Source organism: Nocardia sp. NPDC004123 (genome assembly GCF_053603795.1).
Genome location: NZ_JBSGGG010000014.1, coordinates 153,201 through 174,345 on the forward strand (window position 1 = coordinate 153,201; position 21,145 = coordinate 174,345).

20 protein-coding genes are annotated in these 21,145 nt (G+C 68.7%); 13 read left to right on the forward strand and 7 right to left on the reverse strand.

All coding sequences use genetic code 11. From position 1 onward, the window contains the following. Nucleotides 1-63 precede the first annotated feature (63 nt). On the reverse strand, nucleotides 64-1,248 hold the full coding sequence (locus ACWEQQ_RS21695; protein ID WP_452349444.1) for an acyl-CoA dehydrogenase family protein: 1,185 nt from the start codon (nucleotides 1,246-1,248) through the stop codon (nucleotides 64-66). 85 nt (nucleotides 1,249-1,333) lie between these two features. Here ACWEQQ_RS21695 and ACWEQQ_RS21700 point away from each other — a divergent pair, with 85 nt between their 5' ends. The 5 genes from ACWEQQ_RS21700 to ACWEQQ_RS21720 all read left to right on the forward strand — a co-directional run bounded on the left by ACWEQQ_RS21700 (nucleotide 1,334) and on the right by ACWEQQ_RS21720 (nucleotide 6,363). Continuing rightward, nucleotides 1,334-3,001, forward strand: coding sequence for a CoA transferase (locus tag ACWEQQ_RS21700; RefSeq protein ID WP_452349445.1), 1,668 nt, complete (start codon nucleotides 1,334-1,336; stop codon nucleotides 2,999-3,001). Next, on the forward strand, nucleotides 2,998-4,644 hold the full coding sequence (locus tag ACWEQQ_RS21705; RefSeq protein WP_452349446.1) for an AMP-binding protein: 1,647 nt from the start codon (nucleotides 2,998-3,000) through the stop codon (nucleotides 4,642-4,644). Before ACWEQQ_RS21700 ends, ACWEQQ_RS21705 begins: the two co-directional genes overlap by 4 nt. 103 nt (nucleotides 4,645-4,747) lie before the next feature. After that, entirely contained in the window at nucleotides 4,748-5,422 is a 675-nt protein-coding gene (locus ACWEQQ_RS21710) for an MspA family porin (RefSeq protein WP_452349447.1), read from the forward strand. Between the two features lie 66 nt (nucleotides 5,423-5,488). Continuing rightward, nucleotides 5,489-6,166, forward strand: coding sequence for an MspA family porin (locus ACWEQQ_RS21715; RefSeq protein WP_452349448.1), 678 nt, complete (start codon nucleotides 5,489-5,491; stop codon nucleotides 6,164-6,166). Between the two features lie 38 nt (nucleotides 6,167-6,204). After that, nucleotides 6,205-6,363, forward strand: a complete 159-nt coding sequence (locus tag ACWEQQ_RS21720; protein WP_452341513.1) for a hypothetical protein — start codon at nucleotides 6,205-6,207, stop codon at nucleotides 6,361-6,363. Between the two features lie 75 nt (nucleotides 6,364-6,438). Here ACWEQQ_RS21720 and ACWEQQ_RS21725 read toward each other — a convergent pair whose 3' ends face one another. Further along, nucleotides 6,439-7,095, reverse strand: a complete 657-nt coding sequence (locus ACWEQQ_RS21725; RefSeq protein WP_452349449.1) for a YcnI family copper-binding membrane protein — start codon at nucleotides 7,093-7,095, stop codon at nucleotides 6,439-6,441. Between the two features lie 414 nt (nucleotides 7,096-7,509). Between ACWEQQ_RS21725 and ACWEQQ_RS21730 the strand changes: the two genes are divergently transcribed. The 4 genes from ACWEQQ_RS21730 to ACWEQQ_RS21745 all read left to right on the forward strand — a co-directional run bounded on the left by ACWEQQ_RS21730 (nucleotide 7,510) and on the right by ACWEQQ_RS21745 (nucleotide 10,126). Further along, nucleotides 7,510-7,929 (forward strand): hypothetical protein, encoded by a 420-nt coding sequence (locus ACWEQQ_RS21730; protein ID WP_452349450.1) that lies wholly within the window; start codon nucleotides 7,510-7,512, stop codon nucleotides 7,927-7,929. A gap of 287 nt (nucleotides 7,930-8,216) precedes the next feature. Next, the gene (locus ACWEQQ_RS21735) at nucleotides 8,217-8,648 is read left to right on the forward strand and encodes a copper resistance CopC family protein (RefSeq protein WP_452349451.1); all 432 of its coding nucleotides are present in this window, start codon (nucleotides 8,217-8,219) and stop codon (nucleotides 8,646-8,648) included. Between the two features lie 63 nt (nucleotides 8,649-8,711). Then, a complete protein-coding gene (locus tag ACWEQQ_RS21740) occupies nucleotides 8,712-9,416 on the forward strand; it encodes a hypothetical protein (protein WP_452341516.1) in 705 nt (234 codons plus the stop codon). 77 nt (nucleotides 9,417-9,493) lie between these two features. After that, entirely contained in the window at nucleotides 9,494-10,126 is a 633-nt protein-coding gene (locus tag ACWEQQ_RS21745; RefSeq protein WP_452349452.1) for a YcnI family copper-binding membrane protein, read from the forward strand. A 90-nt stretch (nucleotides 10,127-10,216) separates the two neighbouring features. On the opposite strand, the gene ACWEQQ_RS21750 is transcribed toward ACWEQQ_RS21745, so the two are convergent. Together ACWEQQ_RS21750 and ACWEQQ_RS21755 are read right to left on the reverse strand one after the other, a co-directional pair. Further along, a complete protein-coding gene (locus ACWEQQ_RS21750) occupies nucleotides 10,217-10,630 on the reverse strand; it encodes a hypothetical protein (protein WP_354833271.1) in 414 nt (137 codons plus the stop codon). Between the two features lie 332 nt (nucleotides 10,631-10,962). Continuing rightward, nucleotides 10,963-11,964, reverse strand: a complete 1,002-nt coding sequence (locus ACWEQQ_RS21755; RefSeq protein WP_452349453.1) for an AraC family transcriptional regulator — start codon at nucleotides 11,962-11,964, stop codon at nucleotides 10,963-10,965. Between the two features lie 383 nt (nucleotides 11,965-12,347). On the opposite strand from ACWEQQ_RS21755, the gene ACWEQQ_RS21760 reads away from it, so the two are divergent. Beyond that, on the forward strand, nucleotides 12,348-12,857 hold the full coding sequence (locus ACWEQQ_RS21760; protein WP_452349454.1) for a hypothetical protein: 510 nt from the start codon (nucleotides 12,348-12,350) through the stop codon (nucleotides 12,855-12,857). Between the two features lie 812 nt (nucleotides 12,858-13,669). After that, complete coding sequence (locus ACWEQQ_RS21765) at nucleotides 13,670-14,392, forward strand: SDR family oxidoreductase (RefSeq protein WP_452349455.1); 723 nt, start codon at nucleotides 13,670-13,672, stop codon at nucleotides 14,390-14,392. Between the two features lie 58 nt (nucleotides 14,393-14,450). Here the strand turns inward: ACWEQQ_RS21765 and ACWEQQ_RS21770 are convergent, their stop codons facing one another. Beyond that, a complete protein-coding gene (locus ACWEQQ_RS21770; protein ID WP_452349456.1) occupies nucleotides 14,451-15,215 on the reverse strand; it encodes a patatin-like phospholipase family protein in 765 nt (254 codons plus the stop codon). A 286-nt stretch (nucleotides 15,216-15,501) separates the two neighbouring features. Next, a complete protein-coding gene (locus ACWEQQ_RS21775) occupies nucleotides 15,502-16,254 on the reverse strand; it encodes a TetR/AcrR family transcriptional regulator (RefSeq protein ID WP_452349457.1) in 753 nt (250 codons plus the stop codon). A 15-nt stretch (nucleotides 16,255-16,269) separates the two neighbouring features. On the opposite strand from ACWEQQ_RS21775, the gene ACWEQQ_RS21780 reads away from it, so the two are divergent. Then, nucleotides 16,270-17,088: a class I SAM-dependent methyltransferase gene (locus ACWEQQ_RS21780; protein ID WP_452349458.1), complete on the forward strand. Its 819-nt coding sequence runs from the start codon at nucleotides 16,270-16,272 to the stop codon at nucleotides 17,086-17,088. Between the two features lie 16 nt (nucleotides 17,089-17,104). Here ACWEQQ_RS21780 and ACWEQQ_RS21785 read toward each other — a convergent pair whose 3' ends face one another. After that, complete coding sequence (locus ACWEQQ_RS21785; RefSeq protein ID WP_452349459.1) at nucleotides 17,105-19,840, reverse strand: ATP-binding protein; 2,736 nt, start codon at nucleotides 19,838-19,840, stop codon at nucleotides 17,105-17,107. Nucleotides 19,841-20,127: 287 nt separating this feature from the next. Here ACWEQQ_RS21785 and ACWEQQ_RS21790 point away from each other — a divergent pair, with 287 nt between their 5' ends. After that, nucleotides 20,128-21,039, forward strand: a complete 912-nt coding sequence (locus ACWEQQ_RS21790; protein ID WP_452349460.1) for an NAD-dependent epimerase/dehydratase family protein — start codon at nucleotides 20,128-20,130, stop codon at nucleotides 21,037-21,039. Nucleotides 21,040-21,145 lie beyond the last annotated feature (106 nt).

Consider the following 21,145-nt stretch of genomic DNA (forward strand, 5'->3'; position numbering starts at 1 on the left):
GTGGACGGCTCTCGTGCCGGCGGACGACTGTCACGGGCCGACGATCGCCGTGGCGGGTGGGCGTCAGTGGGCGGGCGGTCGACCCTGGCCGGAGTAGTCGCGCAGGAGGCGGCGAGCGGTGGCGGTGATGTGGAATTCGTCGGCGCCGTCGAGGATCCGGGCGGCGCGCGCGGTGCGCAGCAGGCGGGGGAGACCCGTTGCGGCGGTGAGACCCTCGGCGCCGTAGACCTGGATGGCGGCATCGACGGCGGTGCCGAGGGCGCGGGCGGCGGCGGTTTTGGCCAGGCCGACTTCGATCTGGGCGGGGGCGTCGGCGGCCACCGGGCGGGCGGCCTCGGCGGCGAGCAGCCGTGCCGAGCGGAGCTGTAGTTCGGACTCGAACACCAGCTGCTGGATCAGTTGGCGATCGGCGAGAACGCCGTCGCCGAGCCGGCGTTCGCTCGCGCGGCGGGCGAATTGTTCCACGGCGCGCTGGGCCTGCCCGATCCAGCGGAGGGCGCGCAGGGTGCGCCCGAGCGCGAGCCGTTCGGCCGCCAGCGTCATCCCCGCGCCGACCGTGCCCAGCAGGTGCGTGCCGGGCACTCGGACCCGGTCGAATTCGATCTCGTGCTGGCCGCCCGCACCGAGCACGTCGACCTCGCGGATCACCCGGAATCCCGCGGCGGTGGTCGGTACGGCCAGGATCGAGAACGCCTGCCGGGTGGGCAGATTCACGCCGGTGCGGGCGACGACGAGTACCCAGTCGGCACGGGCGGCGGCCGTGATGAACCATTTGCGGCCGGTCACGATCCATTCACCGGACCCGTCGCGGACGGCGGTGGTGCGCAGGCCGCTCGGGTCGGATCCGGCCACCCCGGGCTCGGTCATGGCATACGCCGCCTTGGCGGTTCCGGCCACCAGCTCCGGGAGCAGGCTCGCGCGCAACTCCGGATGCGCGTGTGCGCCCAGCATGCGGACGGTGAGCAGAGCCGAGGAACCGAGCGCCTCGGGCCCGTGATCGCTGCGGCCCTCCAGCTCCGCGAGCGCGAGGTAGTCCGCCAGCGGGACGCCTCCGCCGCCGTGCTCCCGTGGCAGCGGCAGCGCCCAGAGACCGGCGGCAATGGCTTGCTCGCGCAGTGTGGCCCACACCGCACCGTCATCGGCGTCGAGGGCGTCCTCGAGTGGAATGACCTGGGAATCAACGAATTCCTGGATCCGGCTCGGCAGGGTCGCGGACAGGGCGGACACAGTGGGTGATTCGGGCGACATGTTCCGATCGAACCATTTGTCGGAACTCTTCCACCCTTCCGGCCGACTCGTTGACTGCACACCCGAATCCGGCGGAAGGCGCGCAATGTCGCACACACACGCAACCATCCCGGCGGTCGCTCCCTTGCTCGCGGGCGCGACCGCGACCGTCAGCGGGTCCGGCGCGGCGGCCGAGGTGCTGCGCATCCATCTCGGCGCGCTCGGCGCCGCCGTCACCGTCGGTGATCTGCCCCGTGGCGTGGCGGCGACGGCGCACCTGGCCCTCCCGGACGGCACCCGGCGCGCACTGACCGTGGACTGGGCGGGCCCGGTCGACGAACCGGCGCTCACCAATGAGACTGCCGTGCAGGCGATCTGCGGGGTCATGCACGTGAACGGCCGCCGGGCCGGTCGCCCCCGGGGACTCTCGGTCGACTATTGCGAGACCGCCGCGGGAGCCCTCGCCGGCACCGCGTTGCTGGCCAGCCTGCTGACCGCGCCCGGCGGCCTCGCCCGGGTCGAGACCAGCGTCGCCGAGGCCGCCCTGCTGTCGATCTCCCAGTACCTGGCCGCGGCCGGCGGCGACGATCCCGAAGCCGTGGACCTCGCCCCGGGTGGCCCGCCGTTCACCAGCGCCGACGGCATCCGATTCGAAATCGAGTCGCTGCAGCCGGAACCGTGGGGTGCGTTCTGGACCGAGCTGGGCGCGGAACCCAGGGCCTGGCGAAAAGGCTGGCGCCCCTTCCAATTCCGCTACGCCACGGCGACCGCGCCGCTCGCCGAGAACCTGCACGACACCACCCGTGCGCACACCTTCGACCAGATCCGGGTGGCCGCCGCGCACTCCGGGGTCCAGGTGTGCCGCCTGTACAGCGCGGCGGAGTCCGGCACGCCGTCCCCCCAGTCGCTGCCCGCGCCGTGGACCGTGCTGCCGGTCCCGAATTCGCCGCTCGCCCAGCCGGATCGATGTCGTGGCACCCTCGAAACTCCGCTGAGCGGCCTCGTCGTCCTGGAGGCGGGCCGCCGGGTGCAAGCGCCGCTGGCCGCGCACCTGCTACGCCTGCTCGGAGCCGACGTGACCCGCATCGAGCCGCCGGGCGGTGACCCGCTGCGCGAGATGCCGCCGTGCAGTGGCGATCTGTCGTCGCGCTGGCTGGCCCTCAACCGGCGCAAGCGGGCGGCCGAATTCGACATCAAGTCTGCCGCCGACCGGAAGCGACTGCGGATTCTGGCCGCCGAATCCGATGTCTTCCTGCACAATTGGGCTCCCGGCAAGGCCGAGCAGCTGGAGCTTTCGGCCACCGACATGCCGCCCGGCGTAGTTCACGTCTACACCTCCGGCTGGTCCGGCCTCGACCTCGGTGATCTGCCACCCGGCACCGACTTCATGGTCCAGGCCCGCACCGGCCTCGCGGAACTGGTCGGCCCGCCGTGTGCGCCGCCCGCGCCCTCGCTGATGACCCTGCTCGATGTGCTGGGCGGCATCCTCGGAGCAGAAGCCGCCGTCGCCGGACTGCTGCTGCGGCAGCGTGACCGCACCGGTGCCGCAGTCGAGAGCAGCCTGTTGAGCGCCTCGAATACGCTGCGCCGCTGCGGTGTCCGCCCGCAGACGGCGGATCGGCAGCCGATTCCCGACGAGGACGGCTGGACGACCGGCACCGTGGCGGTCGCCACCGATCTCGGTGACCTCCTCACCGATGCGCGCTTCGCCGCGGTGATCGGCCGCGACGAATTCGGCTGCCCCGCCCTGAGCACCCCGTGGCGAATCTCGTGAGCGGCACCGAAAAAACCGTCGCGCACTGGTATTCGGACCTGGTGCCCGCCGAGCTGAGGAATTCCTGGGCCCGAGCCGGGTACTACCCCGGCCGTGACATCTACTCGCTCTACGCCGCACGGTGCGCACAGCATCCGGACAAGCCCGCGGTGATCGACGCCGACGGCACCGTCACCTACGCCGAACTCGATGAACAGGCCCGGCGGCTGGCGGCCGGTCTGACCGGTCTCGGCGTGACCGCTGAAGACGTTGTCGCCGTGCAGCTTCCGAATGGCCGCCTGGCCTGTGCCGCGGACCTGGCCATCGCGGCGCTGGGGGCGGTCGCGCTGCCGTTCCCGGTGGGACGCGGCGGCCGGGAAGCGGCGAGCCTGCTGCGGCGCTCCGAAGCCGTCGCCGTCATCACCCTGGCCGAACACAATGGCTTCCCCTGCGCCGCAGGCATCCGCGAAATGGCGGCCGAGCTCCCGGCACTCCGCGCGGTCGTCGCCGTCGGGCGGCACGTCGCGCGCGGCTGCGTGCCCGTGCACGCCCTGCTCGCCACCGACGCGTGCGAATTCCGCGCCCGGACCGTCGATCCCGACGGCCCGGCCCGGATTCTGGTCACCTCCGGTTCGGAGGCCGAACCGAAAATGGTGCTCTACTCGCACAATGCGCTCGCGGGCGGGCGCGGGGCCATGCTGGCCGCGCTGCACGAGGATCCGGCTGCCATGCGCAATATGTTCCTGGTTCCGCTCGCCTCGGCGTTCGGTTCCAGCGGCACGTCGGTCACCCTGGCCACCCTGGGGGCGACGCTGGTGTTGCAGCCCAGGTTCGAGCCCGCCGCTACCCTCGCCATGGTCGAAAGGGCGGCTCCCACACATCTGCTCGGCGTTCCCACCATGTTGCGGATGCTGCTGGATCATCCGGCCATCGGTTCCGCGGACCTGTCGAGCCTGCGGGCGGTGGTGGTCGGCGGCTCCGCCCTCGACACGCCGACCGCCGTGCGTGGTCGCGAGGCGCTGGGCTGCCCGGTGGTCAACCTCTATGGATCCGCCGACGGCGTCTCCTGCCACACCGCCCTCGACGATCCGCCCGAACGCGCCACCACCGCTGGCCGTCCCCATCCGGCGGTCACCGAAATCCGGGTCGTGGACCGGGAATTCACCACCCTGCCACCAGGATCGGTAGGGGAGATCGTCTCCCGCGGGCCCATGTCGCCGATGTGCTACGTCGACGACGCCGAACTGGATCGCACGCTGCGCACCCCCGATGGCTGGACCCGGACCGGCGACCTCGGCGTCCTCGATCCGGACGGATACCTGACGATCGTGGGCCGCAGCAAGGACGTCGTCATCCGGGGCGGGCTCAATATCAGCCCGGCCGAGGTGGAATCGCTACTCCTCACTCATCCGGCCATCACCGACGTGGCCTGCGTGGCCGTGCCGGATCCGCTGTACGGAGAACGGTTGTGCGCCTGCGTCGCCGCCACCGCCACGCTCACCCTGCGCGATCTCACCGAGCATCTCGCCGGGCGCGGCTTGGAACCGCGCAAGTTTCCGGAGCGCCTGCTCGCGTTGCCCGCGCTGCCACTGGGCCCGGCGGGCAAGGTCGATCGCCGCGCCCTGCGCCGGATGGCGGAATCTCACGAAAACCCGTCCTCCTGAAAATAATTCGGTGATTCACCTCACGGACCTGCCGGGAACCGAACGTGTTCGCATCCGACTAACTGTCCGGAAAACGCAAGTCACAGTTGATGAAGGACCATTCGTGAGGGAAATCCAGAATTCCGCCGTGCGTCGTGGTGCCCGTGTCGCGGGCGCCGGGGCAGCGGCGGCCGTGGCCATCGGCCTGCTCTCCACCGGCGCGGCCAATGCCGACACCTTCGTGCCGCTGCCGGATGGGCAGAAGGCCGCGCCGGGCGTCACGGTCAACCGCACCGGCGAACACGCCGTGGTCTCACCGTCGCTGGCGGCCAACGGCGCGGGCCGGGTGGTCTGGGTTTCCGGCATCGCGACCGCCGATGTCACCGATACGCCGGACGGCACCGTCGGCCCCAACAACGGTCCGGTGAACCAGGCCGGCTCCAACAACTCCTCCACACACGGTGCCTCGCAGATCAGCACCGGCTATATCGTCGGCTGCCAGGTGAGCATCGGCGAGGACGCCGTCTCGGCGGGGGTCTCGGGCTCGCTCAGCCTCAACGGCGGCAGCCTCGGCGGGTCCATCGGCGTGAATCTCGGCCCCGGCCAGGTGCAATTCGTGCAGATCGACTACAAGGACATCCTGAAGGCGGGCACCTACTCGGTGGAATACCGGGACGCCGAAGTCCAGATCCAGGGCTGCGCGGGCTACGCCCAGGCGCGGGCCTACACCGTGGTCGAGATCATCGGCGACCACTACTCCAAGACCACCCTCTACGGGCAGCCGTTCAGCATCGGCTGACGTCGCGCCCGACATCGCCAATTCACCTCTCGCATCAGCGAATTCGATACCCAGAGGGAAATCATCATGCAGTTCCGTAAGACCGCGGCCCGGCTGGCCGGAATCGGCGCGGCCGCCACTGCCGCCCTGGGCATGTCCGCCGCCGGGGCGGCTCACGCCGACACCTTCGTGCCGCTGCCCGGCGGCCACCTGACCCAGACCCTGTCCGACGGCACCGTCATCGATGTCACGCTGACCGGCGAATCCGCCACCATCAGCCCGTCGATGGGCGCGACACCCGTGCACCGCAATGCTTGGGCGTCCGGCGCCGTCTCGGTGCAGCTGTCCGGAACCACCGCCAAGGGCGGCCGCATCGACCCCGGATATGTCGTCGGCTGCCAGGTCGCCATCGACGGCGGCGGTGTGAACGGCGGCCCGAGCGTCGGGGCCAGCTGGGACAACCAGGGCAATGTCACCCCGCAGGCGGGCGTCAACGGCGGCGGCAACCTCAGCCTCGGCCCGGGTCAGGCCCAGGCCTTCCACCTGCTGGATCTCGAACAGCCCGACGACTTCGGCCGCGAGACCCACCGCTGGCGCAATGAATTCCACGGTCCGAACGGCAGCGTCAGCTGGTCCGACGAGACCATCGGCCTGTCGGGCTGCGGTGGCTACGCCCAGGCGCGCTCGTTCGTGAACGTCGAAGTGGAAACCGATAACGTCAAGACCTGGGTCACGCTCTGGGGACAGCCCTTCGGTCTCGGGTGATCGAGCGGACGCGAGTGACTGCCAGAGAGGAATCGGCGATGAGTACACGGTTCGGCGTCATACCCAGGATCGCCGGATTCCTGCTCGTGCTCGCGGTCGTGTTCGGTGCGGCCTGGGCGGTCGGCACGTGGGCGGCTCCCGGTCACTCCGGGCCGCAGGCTCCGACGACGACGGCACGTCACAGCCACGGTCATTGAGAAAGACGCGCGGCCGACGGGTACCTGCCCGGGTGGGCGGTACCGGTCGGCCGCGGTGCAGGATCGGGTAACGCCTCAGGACTTGCGGCGGGCGAATCCGAGGCCGAGGGCGCCGAGCAGGCCCAGCGCACCCAGCACGATGCCGACGCTGCCGAGCCAGCGGGCCGTCGTGTCCTTCTCAGACTGGGACTGCGGCATCGCGGTCTTGATATCGCCGTGACCGGCTGTAGCGGACTGCTTCGAAGCCAATTGCAGTACCGGAGCCGGATTCTCGGGCTCGGAGCCGCCCGACGAGGTCTGGTCCCACTTCACGACCTGCCCATCCGCATAGGTCTGGGTGGCGGGCATGGTGATCGAATCGGTATCGGGCAGGCCGTCGGCCAGCACGGCGAAGGACCCGAACTGTCCCGGACCGATGCCGCCGCCCGCGTCCGCAGTCCAGGTGACGCCGGTGACCTTGTGATCGGCGTCGCGCGAGACCTCCGCGCGCCAGCCCGGCATCGCCTGGGTGTTCACCTCCGTCAGCGCCGGGAATTGCACGGTCAGCGCGGTGGTCGGGCTGCCGGTGGCCGACTCGTTCGGCACCCGGAACGTCAATACGGCCGAACCGCCGCGGGTGGCATCGGGCCCGGAGACGCTGACATGGGCACCCGCGGGTGCGGCCGCGATCACGACCGCCGCGGCCGCGGCGACGCCGGTGAACCCGGCTCGATACATCCATGCATTCTTCATCGAAACGGTCACTCCTTCGTCTGAACGGGATCGGAGACAACCTCGTGTTCTCCGTAGACTATGCCACCTGTTCAGAGCCGATATCTATAACCAGCTGCTCGGTGTCGAATCGGTTCGGCTCGGTCGCCCGAATCTCTTCCGTTCAGAAGCGTATTGGCCTTGTGGTCGAGTTGTTTTCGAGGCGCGGAAGGGATTTCGGGAATTCCGGTGGACCGGTTATAGTCTTCGCGAATCCATTCCGCTCTGGCTTGTCTGTGAAGGTTGTCGACGATGGTTGTGCTCGCGTGTGCCGGCGCTCCGTCGCGTGACCGAATACGTGGCAGCCTGGCTGGAATTCTGTGTGGCCTATTGGCTATAGCGGCCCATGGCTTCGAGGGTGCCCTACCGCATTCGGCCGCACTGACACTGCTTCTGGTGGTCAGCGGCGCCGTCGGCGCGGCGGTCGGATCTCCTGCCGGGCGCGGGCGGGTCCGGCTCGTCGCGGCGCTCGGAGCAGGGCAGTTCCTCGCGCACAATGCGCTGATGATGGCGACCGTCGCGGATCATTCCCACACCACCGTCGAAGGGTCCGGCGTCGCCGGATGGACGATGCTGGCCGCGCATGCTGTGGCAACCGTGCTCGCCGCCTTGCTGATCGCCGCGGTGGAACGTGTCTACGCCGCGGTGTCGCGCGCCGTCTGGTCGCTGCTCGCCCACTTCGAATCGCTTGCGCCGGATGAGGATCGGCTGGTCCGCACACCCGACGCGCCCGCCCGGCCGCCTGGTGCGCTGCTGCTCGGCGCCATCTCCCGGCGTGGCCCGCCGATCTCTTCCGCCCTCGCGACCGCGCTCTGATCCGGGTAGGCCCGGGTACGCGCGCGTCCGAGGCTGTCCTGTGCCCGTCGCGGATATGTTGTCCGCGCCGGAAGGATATCGGTGCGCCAATTTTTCGGTCCGGCTCACGGCTGCGTAAATCGCGCTGTGAGAAATTCGCCGGCGGCCGTGTGCAATTGACTTCTGTGCACTGATATCGAAATCGCGCGGTGTCGATCGTTTTATCGACCATTGGCAATTCATGCTGCGCGCACGACGGATTCGTGCTGCCGTCGACTATTCCGGTCGGCGTGTGGAAGGGAAATGCTTTGTCGAGCAACAAATTCACGTGGCCCGGTCGCGGGCTGCCCCGGCTGCGGCCCGCGTTCACGGTGCTGGCCGCGGCATTGATCGGCGCGACGGTGCTGGGCGCCGGAGTGGCCGACGCGCACTCGCACATCACGCACGCCGAGCCTGCCGACGGTGCGGTGCTGCAGGCGGGTCCGCCGCAGGTGAGCGTCACCTTCAACGAGAAGGTGGACGATCCGGAATTGGCGGTGAGCGGTCCGGACGGCAACACCTGGTCCGTCGGCGATGTGCATGTCGACGGTCGCACGCTCAGCGTCGATCTGGCCCCGCTGGGCCCGGCCGGGGTGTACACCACCCACTTCACCGTGACCTCCAAGGACGGCCACCGCATCGAGGGGCAGCGCACGTTCACGCTGGCCCAGCCCGGTGACGGCACCGCACCGCAGCAGTAGTTCCGCTCCTCCCCACAGCTTTTCGTCTCGCGGACCGGAGTTCGCGAGGAAGGACATCCCCTGATGAAGACCCTGAACAAGTTCACCGCCACCGCCGCGCTCGCCGTCGCCGCGCTCGCCATCACCACCGGCACCGCCGCCGCCGATGCCCCCGCGACCCAGGAACGGCCGGGCAGCACCGTCAGCACCGACATCGCCCCCGGCATCCACTACACGGCCAATGTGGTGGACCACTCCGTCGTGCTGCGTACCGACGCCGGCCGGATCAACGTGCGCGGCACCCAGTTCGAGATCCTCGACGCCGACGGCAAGCTGGCCTTCGGCATGCCGCTGACCTACCAGCTGGACAAGAAGGACTGGCCGATCGCCGCGCAGGTCGACGCGGATGGCAAGACCATCACCCTCACCCCGAGCGCCGACCCCGCGCAGGCCACCCCCGCCGCCGAGGTCGCCCTGAAGCCGGTCTTCTCCCAGGACGACTTCAACGACGCCCTCGGCGTGGCGGGCACTCAGATCGGTCTGGCCACCGCGATCGGTGGCATGCTCGGCGCGGCCATCGGACTCGTCGGTGGCTGCATCGCCGGTGCGATCGTCGGCACCGAGCTGATGCCGCCGGTGTTCCTGATCGGCGCGCCCGGCGGCTGCATCGCGGGCGCGGGCGTCGGCGCGGGCCTCGGCACCGCCATCGGCACCCTCGCCATCGGCGCGCCGGTGACTGTGGTCAGCCTGATCCAGATGTACAACACCCTCACCAACAGCCAGAATTGATCCGCGTCCCGGGTGTCCCGCGTCGCCGGGACACCCGGGTACGGCGAATTCGGCTACCTCCGAACGGATTTCCCGCCATGGCTCTCTCCTCCATTTCCCGGACCGCCATTACGGCCGCGATCAGCGCCGCTGCCCTGCTCACCGGCGCGGGCGTCGCCTCCGCGCACGTCACCGTGTCCGCCCCCGACGCCGTCCAGTCCGGTGACGCGGTCCTCACCTTCCGCGTCCCCAACGAGTCCGGCACCAATAGCCTGACCACCGCGCTGACCGTTCAGTTCCCGTCCCTGCTGTCGGTCGACGCCCAGCCGATTCCGGGGTGGAAGTCGGTCATCACCAAGGACGCCGGCGGCAAGGTCACCGCCGTCACCTGGACCGCCGATCCCGGCGCGGGCATCGCACCCGGCCAGTTCCAGCAATTCCAGGTCCTCGCCGACGACCTGCCCGACCAGGACCACCTCACCTTCCCGGCCACCCAGACCTACTCCGACGGCGAGGTCGTGAAGTGGGATCAGGCCGATAACCCGGACGGCACCGAACCCGAACGCCCGGTCCCCACACTGGATCTCGCGCCCAAGGGCTCCGACCACAAGCCGCAGACCGCGGCGACCGCCGACCACGACACCACCGCCCGCTGGCTCGGCGGCATCGGAATCGCCCTGGCCGCAGGAGCACTCGGCGGCGCCGCCTTCGCGACCCGCCGCCGCGCCTGAGAACCCGCCCGCCTGACACCGGTCGTGCCCGTGCCCATCACGAACACGGGCACGACCTCGGACAAGGGTGAACCTCCCGCCCGCGGTTCGTCAGCCGAGGTGGTCGAAGCGGCGCTTTGTGGTGGTGACAGGGGAATTCAGGGTCAGGTCGAGTACGGTGACCGTCACGTCGGTGATGGATCCGGATTGGAATTTGGGCGACTCGCCGAACAGTTGAACGGGATTCACCGTGACGATCGTCTGCTGGGGCTGGCCGATGCAGTTGACCGGGGCGAGGGAGCTGCCGTTGACTCCTGAGCCGAGGTAGGGCGTGGCTCGGACCGTCACCGACAGTTCCGCGCCGAGACCGGAGGTGCACTGGTAGGTCACGCCGATCACGGCATTGCCATTGGTTTCTCGGGCGGTATCGACGGTGAGCGTGGCGGTCGCGTCCGCGGTGCCGGTGGCCAGCACGGTGGTGACGGCGAGCGCGCCGAGTGCGGTGACGAGGGAGCGTGCGTGCACGGTGTTTCCTTGCTGTCCGGACGGCTACCACACGAAGCACCGACGACCCGGCAACCAGCCGATCCGCCGACCCGCATGCCGATTGCAATACCGTTGGCCTGCACTATTTTTCGGATTCCGGCGGTGCCTCGGGAGTGAGGATAGCGGATAGCAAACCAACCGTGACGAACTTTTGAGACATTCGCCGGAAATAACTGGTCGCCCGACCGAGACTGCGCCCACCGGTCGACCGCGCCGGCGGCACCCGACTTCGGGAATCGACGATCACATCGCCCGTGTCGGGCGGAGTCACTTTGGCTCAGAGGGTATTCCGGCCACTGACCCCGGGAGGTTCAGGCCCGCGCGGTGGTCGGCGGCAATCCGCTGGCCCGGGGGACGCTGTGTTCGGCGCGCCATTGGTTGGGGGTCACGCCGTAGCGTTGGCGGAAGCGGCGGGTGAAGTGGGTGGGGTCGCGGAATCCGCTGGCGTGGGCGATGGCGGCGATGGACCGTTGATGTGCGGCGGGGGCGGAGAGCAGGCGGCGGGCGTGGTCCAGGCGGGCGGCGATGAGGCGTTGTTCGAGGCTGATCCCGGCCTCGGCGCACAAGCGGTAGAGGCGTCGCACCGAAATGTGGTGTGCGGCTGCGATGGTCGGCACGTGCAGGTCGGGGTCGGTGGCGCGGCGGCGGGTGAAGTCCAGGATCTGACGCATCAGCAGGTGGGCGGGGACCGCGGTGCCGTCGCAGGGGCCGTGCTCGGCGGCCGAGATCAGCACTGCGCGAAGCAGTTCGATGCACGCATGGCCGAGTTGCTCGGCGGCGGGATCGCCGGTGAGGCCATCGGCACGGTCGATCATGGAGGCCAGTTGCGTGGTGAGGAGTGAGTGCAGGGGACTGGTGTGCAGGTTTCCGGTCGCCGCGGCGATGGTGTCGCCGGGCAGGTCGAGATGGTCGGCGTCGAGGAACATCCCGATCGGGGAATCCTGCCCGGACCAATCGAATCGGAGTGGCCGCGAGTAGTCGAACACCTCGCAGGCCCCCGGTCGCGCCACGTATCGGCGGTGCTCATGTTCGCGGCGACCGGTGCGCGACGGCAGCAGTGACACCGTGAGCATCGAAGTCGGGGAGGCGCGCACGTGCGCGGCGCTGCGGGTGGTCGACATGCCCGGCATATTCGCCCGCATCAGGGTCACCGGCCCGACCTGCCATGTCTCCACCCGCGCTGACACCGCATCCTGCCCAGGCGCGACTTCGAGTTTCCGATCCGCCCGAAGTGTTGTTTGCTCGAGCGTCGCCACGAGGGCGGGGAGGCGATCTCTCGGCGGCAGGGCGGCCGTGTCGAACACCACGCTCATCAGTCAGCTCCCACCCCGCTCCGTGCGCGATTCCGCGCCCCGCCACCATCGAGGTGCGCACCGTCGGGCACCCGTGAGCCGGAAGCTTAAACACGTGAATGGCTAATCGTCGGCACCTCCTGAATCCCGGATGTTCCTCCCATCACGCCGAAAACCGGCAGGCAAACGGGGCATCGTCGGCTCATGGTGCCGTCCCACCGGCTCTCGCTGCCGATTCCGGACGCTCCGCCTGCTCGGCGCATATCGGGCACTCCGAAGCGGGTCCGGCCTCGAATACGTGGGGTGGCGTGCCCGTCCCCTTCCGGCCGGGCACGCCACCTTCGGTGAATTCGCCCTGTGCACAGCATGATTCGCCCTTCCTCCCGTGAAAGGACCCCAGCGTCATGCCCGCCCGCGCAGTCCTCGTGATCGTGGCCCACGTCCTGTTCGCCGCCGCGGCCACACCCGCCGCCGCCGCACCGCTCAGGTCGGGCGGGTACCGGATCTTCCTCGAGGCCCAGCCCGCCTACACCCTGCGGCCCGTCGTCACCGCGGCCGACATCGCCGATGTGCGAACGAGTGCGAACGAGGGCGCGGACACCAACCGGTGGGAGCCGGTCCTGATCGGGTACCGGCCCGCCGGGCCGGTGTTCCAGCTCCTCAACTCCTCGACCAGGCTGTGCCTGCAACCCGTTCGGCTCGACTCGCTGACCTACTCCGTCGGCCAGAACGTGTGCGGCGTCGCCGACACCGGCCTGTGGTACGTGAGCGAGACCAACGGCAACCGTCGCGTCAGCCTCGCCTCCGACCCCAGCCGAACCCTCTACGGCGACACCACCTCCACCACACCCGTCGCACTGCTCGGGGCCATCGGCGACGAGCCACGTGCCCGCTGGATCTTCCGCCATCTCTGACCCGGCCGCCCGCCGGCGGGGTGTACCCCGACCGGTGCAACGGTGCGGTGGCGGCCGGGTCGTGCCGCGCGACCCCACCGACGCCCGGCGCGAACCATGGCGCCACAACCGAAACCCCTACTGCGATGGGCATTCCCGGCGTCGACGGGCACGAGTATCCAGGCTAGGGCCGCCCACCCGGCGCACGGGCGAACCAGGGAACGCCAGTCGGCGGCTGTCCGCGCCGGACCTTCGGCTCTGACTGCCCCGCCCCGCCGCGCCGGACGCCGCTGGCATCGGAATGGCAGGGTCCGCTCGCGAGCGGCGCGGTGAGCTGGAATCACTGCTACAGAGCAGCGTTCATCGTCGCCGAACGTTTGGTCCGCAATGACCGCGCGGCGTGATCGGAGATTGCGTGCACTGATAGTCCCGCTGCGGCCGGCCGCTGGGTCCCCTGCAGGTGGGTGGTTCGGTGGCGACCGGCCGCAGCGGGTAGGCCGGGGAAGGCGGCTCATTGCGTTCCCGCAGCCCGCTACGAGGCTGCCAATGTCGGTAGCCGTTGCCAACAGCTGTGCCTGCACCACCATCGGCCCTCACTGTCACCGGCCGTTCCTGCTGTTCTGAAAGCAACGGGCATCCTGGACCGGGTGACCTGCGTCGAAGTCCGGAGCGGCGTCGTTGGTGGGCGGGTCGTCGATCTGATCGGTGATCTGTAGGTGTTACGGTGCGGCAGAACGTAGTTCGACCTGGATTGGTCGCCGATCCGCGCGATCGATGGGCGTCGGCGTGAGTGCGCGTGATCGGAGGAGCCGGTGCTTGCGGGCAAGGTTTGTGTGATCAACGGTGCCGCCAGCGTGATCGGTCAGGCTGTCGTCGAGAGGTTTTCCCGTGAGGGTGCGGTGGTTGTCGGCGTCGACAAGGTCGAGCATTCGGTCGGCGATAGGTCGATGCGGGCCGACCTTGCCGATGAGCCGCAGGTTCAGGCGATGTACGAGGAGGTCGTGCGCGAGCACGGCCGACTCGACGTCATCTACAACAACATGGGACTGATGGATGCGGGTGACCACTCGGCGCTGGATACCAGCCTGGAGACCTGGCTGCGAGTCCAGGATGCGAATCTGACCAGCATCTTCCTGTCCTGCAAACACGGCATCCCATACCTGCGGAACACCGAGCCGGTCGGCGGTTCGGTCATCAATGCCGCATCGTTTCTGTCCGCGCTGGGGTCGGCGACCGCCCCGATGGCCTACACGGCCGCGAAGGCCGCCGTCGTCCAGTTGACCAGGGACCTCGGTGTTCATCTCGCGCGCAGCGGCATCCGTGTGAACGCCGTCCTCTTCGGTCCGATCGAGACACCGGCACAGCGCGCGGTCTTCGACCGCAATCCAGGAGCACTGGACAAACGCCTGGTGCACTGGCCGATGGGCCGATTCGGCACCCTCGACGAGGCAGCCGGCGCGATAGCCTTTCTGGCCAGCGACGATTCCGGCTTCCTCACCGCCGCCGCACTCCCACTGGACGGCGGCATCACCGAAGCCTTCACCGTCCCGGAATAACGTCGGCGTCGCTGATCGAACGCCTCGGGCCACGCGCTGTTCGGCCGGTGCGCTGAGCTCATGCGGCCGGCCACATCTGCCTCACGGCAGCCGCGTGGTCGGCGGCCTGCCGCAAACCGGTGTGGAACGCGGGTTCGAAGCCGGCCGGGTCGAACAGGTCCGGGCCGATCACGGCAGCGGTTTCGGGCACGATGAACATTGTTGTGGCGCCGCCCAATTCGCTGTCGGCCGGAGCGTGTGGATACAGGTGTGCGAGCGGTTCGATGATGAGGATCTGCTGCGCGCCCGCAGCCAGGTCGGCGTTGATGGTCGAGTGCATACCGCCGTCGACGTAGGAGGCGCCGTCGATGGGGACGGGCGCACCTGCCCCCGGTGTCGCGGTGCTGGCTGCGACAGCTTCGGCAGGAGAGGCGGGGCCGCTCGCTGTCCAGACCTGCCGTTGCTTGGTGACAACGTCGATCGCGGTGATGAGCAGCTCTTTGTCGGGCCATGCGCTCAGGCCGATGAGGCTGCCCAGCTGCGCGATGCGCACCGCCGGGCTGTTCGGATCGGGCTGTGGTTCGAGACGTTCGTCGGTCGGTTCGGGCGGAGTTACCAGGCGCATCGGGTCGAGGCCCCCCGCGATTACGCATCCGGTGATCGAACCGGCGGAAGTGCCGACGATCCGGTCGGCGCGCGCCAGATCGATTCCCGCCTTGGCGAGCCCGATTACGACCCCTGCCATCCACATCAAGCCGACGGCTCCACCACCGCCGAGGACAAGGGCGGTACCGCATTTGGTGAGGGGCTGTGCAGTAATGGTGTTGCTGCTGGTGCTCTTCATTGCCCGAGTTTACCTCGCCGAGTAAATATTTACTCAGATCAGTAACCAAGGCGACCGGGCGCGAAGTCACAGTGCGGTGCCCGGCTCGGTTGTGCTCGCAACCCACGAGACCGGTGATCCGGCGGGACCAGGGCGATGTCGCGAGCGAATTCGGCTGCGGCATTGTCCTTTTCGCTTTCGTGTCAGAAAGCGCGCGGTGCGAAGGGCGGCATACCGCTGACGGGGGCGAGTGCGGCGCGGTCTGGGACGGATTCCCATGGCGGGGAATCGGCCCGCGCCTGGAAGGTCAGGTGGCCGACGTGATGGCACGCCGGAACAGGTCGACCAGTTCGGCCGCGTACGCATCGGGAGAGGTCAAGGCGCCTGTGGCGTAACGGATTCCGGCCGCGTCGATGGCGGCTCTGAGGGTGACCGCCATGACGAGCGGGTCGAAAGCGGTGAACTCGCCCGCAGCCTGGCCCGCGCGAAGCTCCGCCTCCAACCGTTCCAGTGCGGAGGTCTGATGCTGCGGGATCTGTAGTGGATCCCCGGCCGCGGTGCGCACGTTGTTGAAGATCTCGATCAAGGCCCGCATGTGTTCGGGCCGGTCTCGGTGATAGTGGAGGTTGGCTGTGATGTAGGCCGACAGTTGTGGCCATCGACCCGGGCCCGCGGCCTCGATTCGCGGGCTCATATATTGGTCGGCTGCGAGGACGATGTGGTCGACTATCGCGAGCATCAGATCGTTCTTGCCGTCGAAGTGGTAGGAAATCAGCCGCGTACTGCTGATTCCCGCGCGCGTCGCGATCTTGGCGAATGTGGTCCCGGTGTATCCGAATTCGGCGAGCGTGTCGATCGCCGCCGCAACTATCTGCGCACGTCTTGCCGCATTCGTTACCGACATGAGTAAGAAATTACTCACGTCGGTAACGATTGACAAGGCGGCCTCGGTGATGCGCCGCCTGTGGCTGCCAGTCGTTCGACGGATTCCGGCGACGTGGTCTTTTCCTAACGTCGAGCGGGTACCTCCGCGACTTTTCCGCGGTGCACCCTCATCCAAGAAGTTAGGTATCGCGTGACCGTCCAACGTACCCGTTTGACTCTGAATCAGCTCGAGGAAACCCTGCTGATCACACTGTGGGCCAAGGCTCTCGACAGCAAGCTGCCCGTCCCGATGCTCGGCGACACCCGCTCCGCGGAGATCGCCGATCGGATCGACTACGACTTCGACACCTTGAAGATCAAGCCCGCCCTGACCTACGAAACAGCATTGCGCAGTAGGAAATTGGACGATGCCGTACGGTCCTTCACCACCGCGCACCCCGACGCGGTGGTGCTCGACCTGGGCTGTGGGCTGGATCCCCGAATGGTCCGGTGTCGGCCGACCGCCGGAATCGATTGGTATGACGTCGATTTCCCCGAGGTCATCGCGGTGCGTCCGCAATTCTTGCCGGAGCCTTCTCATCTCGTGGGCGCGGACATCACCAGCACGGACTGGCTCGCGGGAATACCGAGTGACCGGCCGGCCATGATCGTCGCCGAGGGGCTGATCCCCTTTTTGCCCGGCAGCTCGTTCCAAGTCCTGACCCGCGCTCTTACAACGCATTTCGGCACGGGTGAGATAGCCCTCAACGGCTATACGCGCTTCGCCGCGTGGGCGATGAAATACCATCCCACCATCAAGGCGCTCGGCATCACCGCCGCGGCGGGTTTCGACGACCCCCGTGAACCGGAATCCTGGGGCGCCGGGCTGACCCTCATCGACGAGGACTTCCTCACTCGCGCACCTGAAGTAGCCGATTGGCCGCAACCCCTGCGGGGACTCACCCGGACCATGTCCCGCAGCACCGCCCTGTCCCGTCAAGGCGCACGCATCCTGCGTTACCGGTTCTGACTCGGACCGGCTCCCATTACAGCTGGTGGACCAGTGCGGGTAGTTCGGCCCGCACTGCGACGCCGAGTTTCGGATAAGCCTTGTAGAGGTGGTAGCCGACGGTGCGGGGGCTGAGGAACAGCTGCGCGCCGATCTCGCGGTTCGACAGTCCGTGCGCGGCCAGGCGGACCACCTGAAGTTCTTGTGGTGTAAGCAGATCCAGTACCGAGGCGGTGGCCGGATGCCGGCCGGTGTCGCCGGTCGCGCGCAGCTCGGCGCGGGCTCGGCCGGCCCAGACGCTCGCGCCGATTCGATCGAAGGTCTCCAGTGCCGCGCGCAGACTCGTGCGCGCCTCGGTCTTGTGCCGGGCGCGCCGGAGCCATTCCCCGTACAGCAGTTGGGTGCGGGCCCTCTCGAAGGGGCGGCCGCCTTTCTCGTGCAGCCGCACCGCTGCGGCATAGTGTGCTCCGGCCTCGTCGTCAGAGCTCGTCTGGGCCAGGCAGCGTGCGTAAACGCCTTGAATCCACGGTGATCGGCTGGCGTCCGCCCAGCGGCGGAAGCGTTCGAGCGCTTCGCCGATACGTGCGGGCTGCCCGGTGCGCATCGCGGCCTCGACGCGCAGCGGCGTGAAGAAGACGGCCATGTAGTGGCTGCCCATCGGGCCGCGGGAGGCGGATTCGATGCGGTCCAGTACTCGGTCGTAGCGACCCGCGCCCAGGTCGAGCAGCCCGAGCGCGGTGGTGGCCAGTAGCGCGGTGGCGAGTTCGCCGCGGTCGAGGGCGGCGGCCAGGGTGGGTTCGGCGAGTTCCCGGCAGCGCTGCTCATCGCCGGTCTGTGCCGCACCCCAGGCGAGAATGCTACGCAGGCCGTCCATTTGGTGGTGTTGTCCGATGGAGTCGGCCAGTGTCAGCGCCTCCTCTGCGTGGACCGTGGCGTCGCGGAGGCGGCCGGTGGCGTATTCGGCGGAGGCGAGATAGTGCAGGCGCATCGGCAGCAGCCGGAGTGTGGACTGCTCGCGGGCATCGGTGACGAGGGTCGTGAGCAGGTCGCGTGCCTCGTCGTCCAGGCCGGTCATCAGGCCCATCGCGGCGGCGTTCATGCGCTCGTCCGGGCTGAAGCCCGCCGGGTGGGAGTGCGCGTGCATCGCGCAGGCGTGCAGCCGGTGGAGCGCGGCTTCGTCGTCACCACCCAGCATGCGGGCCATGCCGATCATTCCCTCGCTGATCGGGGTCCGGCCGGCGCGCTGTTGCAGCAGGGTCGCGGCCTCTTCGGTGAGTTCGGCATCGCCGACCAGCACGCCATTGCGCATGGCGTCCACGAGCATCATGCTCACGAGATCGGCCGGAGCCCGGCCGGCGGCGTCGATCAGGATGCGGGCGGCCCGGTGCCGGGAACCGAATTCCGATTCGACGATGGCGCGCAGGTAATCCAGGCGTGGTGCCTCCGTTTGGTGGACGGGCCCGCGATAGGCGCGGCGGACGAGTGCGGCGGTCCGTTGCAGATCGCCGCCGGTCGCCGCTGCGTGGGCGGCGCAGGTCAGGCGGCGCGCAGCGGTGTGCGGTTCGACGGTCAGTTCGGCCGCGCGTTCCATGGCCGCGGCGGCGAGCGCGTGGTCGGCCCGTTCGGAGGCTCGCAGTGCCGCACTCTCGAGTGCCGTGGCGATATCGTCGTCAGGGCCGGTCGAGGCGGCGGCGCGGTGCCACGCCGCTCGGTCGGCGGCCTCGGGGGAGTGGCTCGCGGTCAGTGCCTCAGCGAGCGCGCGGTGCGCGTCGAGCCGGCGGTGCATCGGTGCGGCGCTCAGTACGGCCGCGCGGGCCAGCGGATGCCGGAAGATTATCCGATCGCCTTGGCGCACCAGCAGTCCCGAGTCCTCGATAGCTGCCAGTTCGGTGGGTCCCGCGTGGTGGGCGGCCGCGGCAGCCAAGACGATTTCGAGCCGGCCGGTCTCCTCGACGGCGGCGATCAGCAGCAGTCTGGTGGCCCCGTCGTCCAGCCGTGCGGCGCGCGCGCCGAACGCCGTCTGTACCCGGGTGGAGAGGGGCAGTGTGGCGAGGTCGTAGGAGCCCGCCGGTGCGTGACCGGTGCGTTGCTCGGTGCTCAGCGCGGAGGGTAGTTCGACCAGGGCCAATGGGTTGCCCTCGGTTTCGGCCAGGAGTCGGGCGCGCACGGGTGCGGCGAGTTCGGGATACCGCTCGTCCAGCAGCGCGGCCGAGGAGGCGGGATCGAGTCCGGTCAGTTCGCGAGTGGTGAGTGCGGTGAGTCCGGCCGGCTCCCGGGCTTCGCCGCGCACCGCGAACAGCAGTAGAACGCCTTCGTGGTGCAGGCGCCGGGCCGCGAAAGTCAGTGCCTCGGTGGAGGATCGGTCGAGCCACTGGGCGTCGTCGACGAGGCACAGCACAGGTCCGTCTTCGGCCAGTTCTGCCAGCATGGACAGCACGGCGAGGCCGACCAGGAAGCGATCGCCGGGTGCGGCCGGGGCCAGTCCGAAGGCGCTCCGCAGTGCCGCGGCCTGCGGTGCGGGCAGCGCGTCGAGCCGGTCGAGCACCGGATGCAGCAGTAGATGCAGGCCGGCGAAGGGGAGTTCGGCTTCCAATTCGATGCCTGCCACGCGAATCACGCGCAGTCCCTGGGCCTTCGCCGCGGTGTAGTCGAGCAGTGCGGTTTTGCCGATGCCCGCGGGCCCGCTCAGCACGTGTGCCCCGCTGCGGCCGGCGCGTACGTCCGCCACGAGTTGATCGATCAGCGCCTGTTCGTCGGCGCGCCCGTGCAGCACTCGGCAGACCCTACCTAAGCAAACTGGTCGGTACCAGACAGGTTGATCGACCGAATCCTCCGGTCCGATACCACGTATGGTGTTCCTACCAGGTGAAATCACACTTGGAGAAGAGACCCGCACGCATCCGAATTACTCGCTGAGCGAACGTGATCGGCGCTGGGCGCTGGCCCGAGCTGATGGACGACCAGGGCGTCGACGCCTTGGCGGCCGCCGCTGCAGCGGCCTCTATCGCACTCACCTGGAAGCATTGCGATCTGCGGTTTCCGTGATGACATGATGGCCGGGTGCGCGTACTTGTCACCGGAGCGAACGGTTACCTCGGTCGTGCTGTCGTCGAAGCCCTTCACTCTGCGGGGCACGAGCCTGTTGCGATGGTTCGCGCTCATGGGCTGGTGATTCCGGGCGCAGCCGATGTTCGCGTGGCTGATTTGCTCGACGACAAGGCGGTTCGCGACGCGGTAGAGCGCGTAGACGCGATCTGTCACCTCGCCGGGTTGGCGCGAGCCCGCGAATCGGTCGACGAACCATTGCGCTATTTCCGCGTGAATACCAGCGGAACGCTGTCGGTGCTCGAAGCCATGATCGACGCGGGGATCCGCGGGATCGTTTTCGCTTCGACCGGGGCGATCTACGGCACGCCGGATGTGCAGCCGATGACCGAGGACATCGGTGATGCGCCGCCTCATCCATACGCCGGCAGCAAGCTTGCGGCTGAGTTGGCCATCGAGGCCGCCGCTGGTAGCGGGGAACTGGCGGCAGTAATTGTTCGACTGTCGAATATCGCAGGCGGTGCGGATGGGGATCCGAGTCGGCTGATATCGCGTGCGTTGGCAGCTGCATCCGAGCGTTCGGCGTTGATCGTCAACGGTGATGGCACTGCCGTTCGTGATTACCTGCACATCATGGATGCGGCCCGCGCCCTCGTGGCATGTATCGAGCACCTCCCGCCCGTTGGCACCGCTACCCGCTACAACATCGGCAGTGGACGGGGTACGAGTGTGCTCGACGTGGTGGCCGCGGTGGAACGGGTAACCGGCCGACCTGTTGCGCTCGAGCATCGTTCTGCGGCAGCGGAACCTGCGGTGCTGATCAACGACCCGACCAAGGCGATGACCGAAATCGGCTGGAAGCCAACGCATTCTGATATCGATGACATCGTTCGCGATGAATCACGGGCGCTTCTAGAAGAATCCTGAAAATCCCCCGGTGAGTGGAAAAAGCCCGGCAGTGACGGCGGCTTCAAGTCGATTCGGGCGGAGAGGGCTACGCCTTCGCCCGGGAGCCGGGGACGCCGATCTCATG

Coding starts and splice junctions, on each gene's coding strand:
- ACWEQQ_RS21695 (WP_452349444.1), bottom strand. CDS start 1,248: ATGTCGCCCGAATCACCCACTGTGTCCGCCCTGTCCGCGACCCTGCCG.
- ACWEQQ_RS21700 (WP_452349445.1), top strand. CDS start 1,334: ATGTCGCACACACACGCAACCATCCCGGCGGTCGCTCCCTTGCTCGCG.
- ACWEQQ_RS21715 (WP_452349448.1), top strand. CDS start 5,489: ATGCAGTTCCGTAAGACCGCGGCCCGGCTGGCCGGAATCGGCGCGGCC.
- ACWEQQ_RS21720 (WP_452341513.1), top strand. CDS start 6,205: ATGAGTACACGGTTCGGCGTCATACCCAGGATCGCCGGATTCCTGCTC.
- ACWEQQ_RS21725 (WP_452349449.1), bottom strand. CDS start 7,095: ATGAAGAATGCATGGATGTATCGAGCCGGGTTCACCGGCGTCGCCGCG.
- ACWEQQ_RS21740 (WP_452341516.1), top strand. CDS start 8,712: ATGAAGACCCTGAACAAGTTCACCGCCACCGCCGCGCTCGCCGTCGCC.
- ACWEQQ_RS21745 (WP_452349452.1), top strand. CDS start 9,494: ATGGCTCTCTCCTCCATTTCCCGGACCGCCATTACGGCCGCGATCAGC.
- ACWEQQ_RS21755 (WP_452349453.1), bottom strand. CDS start 11,964: ATGAGCGTGGTGTTCGACACGGCCGCCCTGCCGCCGAGAGATCGCCTC.
- ACWEQQ_RS21760 (WP_452349454.1), top strand. CDS start 12,348: ATGCCCGCCCGCGCAGTCCTCGTGATCGTGGCCCACGTCCTGTTCGCC.
- ACWEQQ_RS21770 (WP_452349456.1), bottom strand. CDS start 15,215: ATGAAGAGCACCAGCAGCAACACCATTACTGCACAGCCCCTCACCAAA.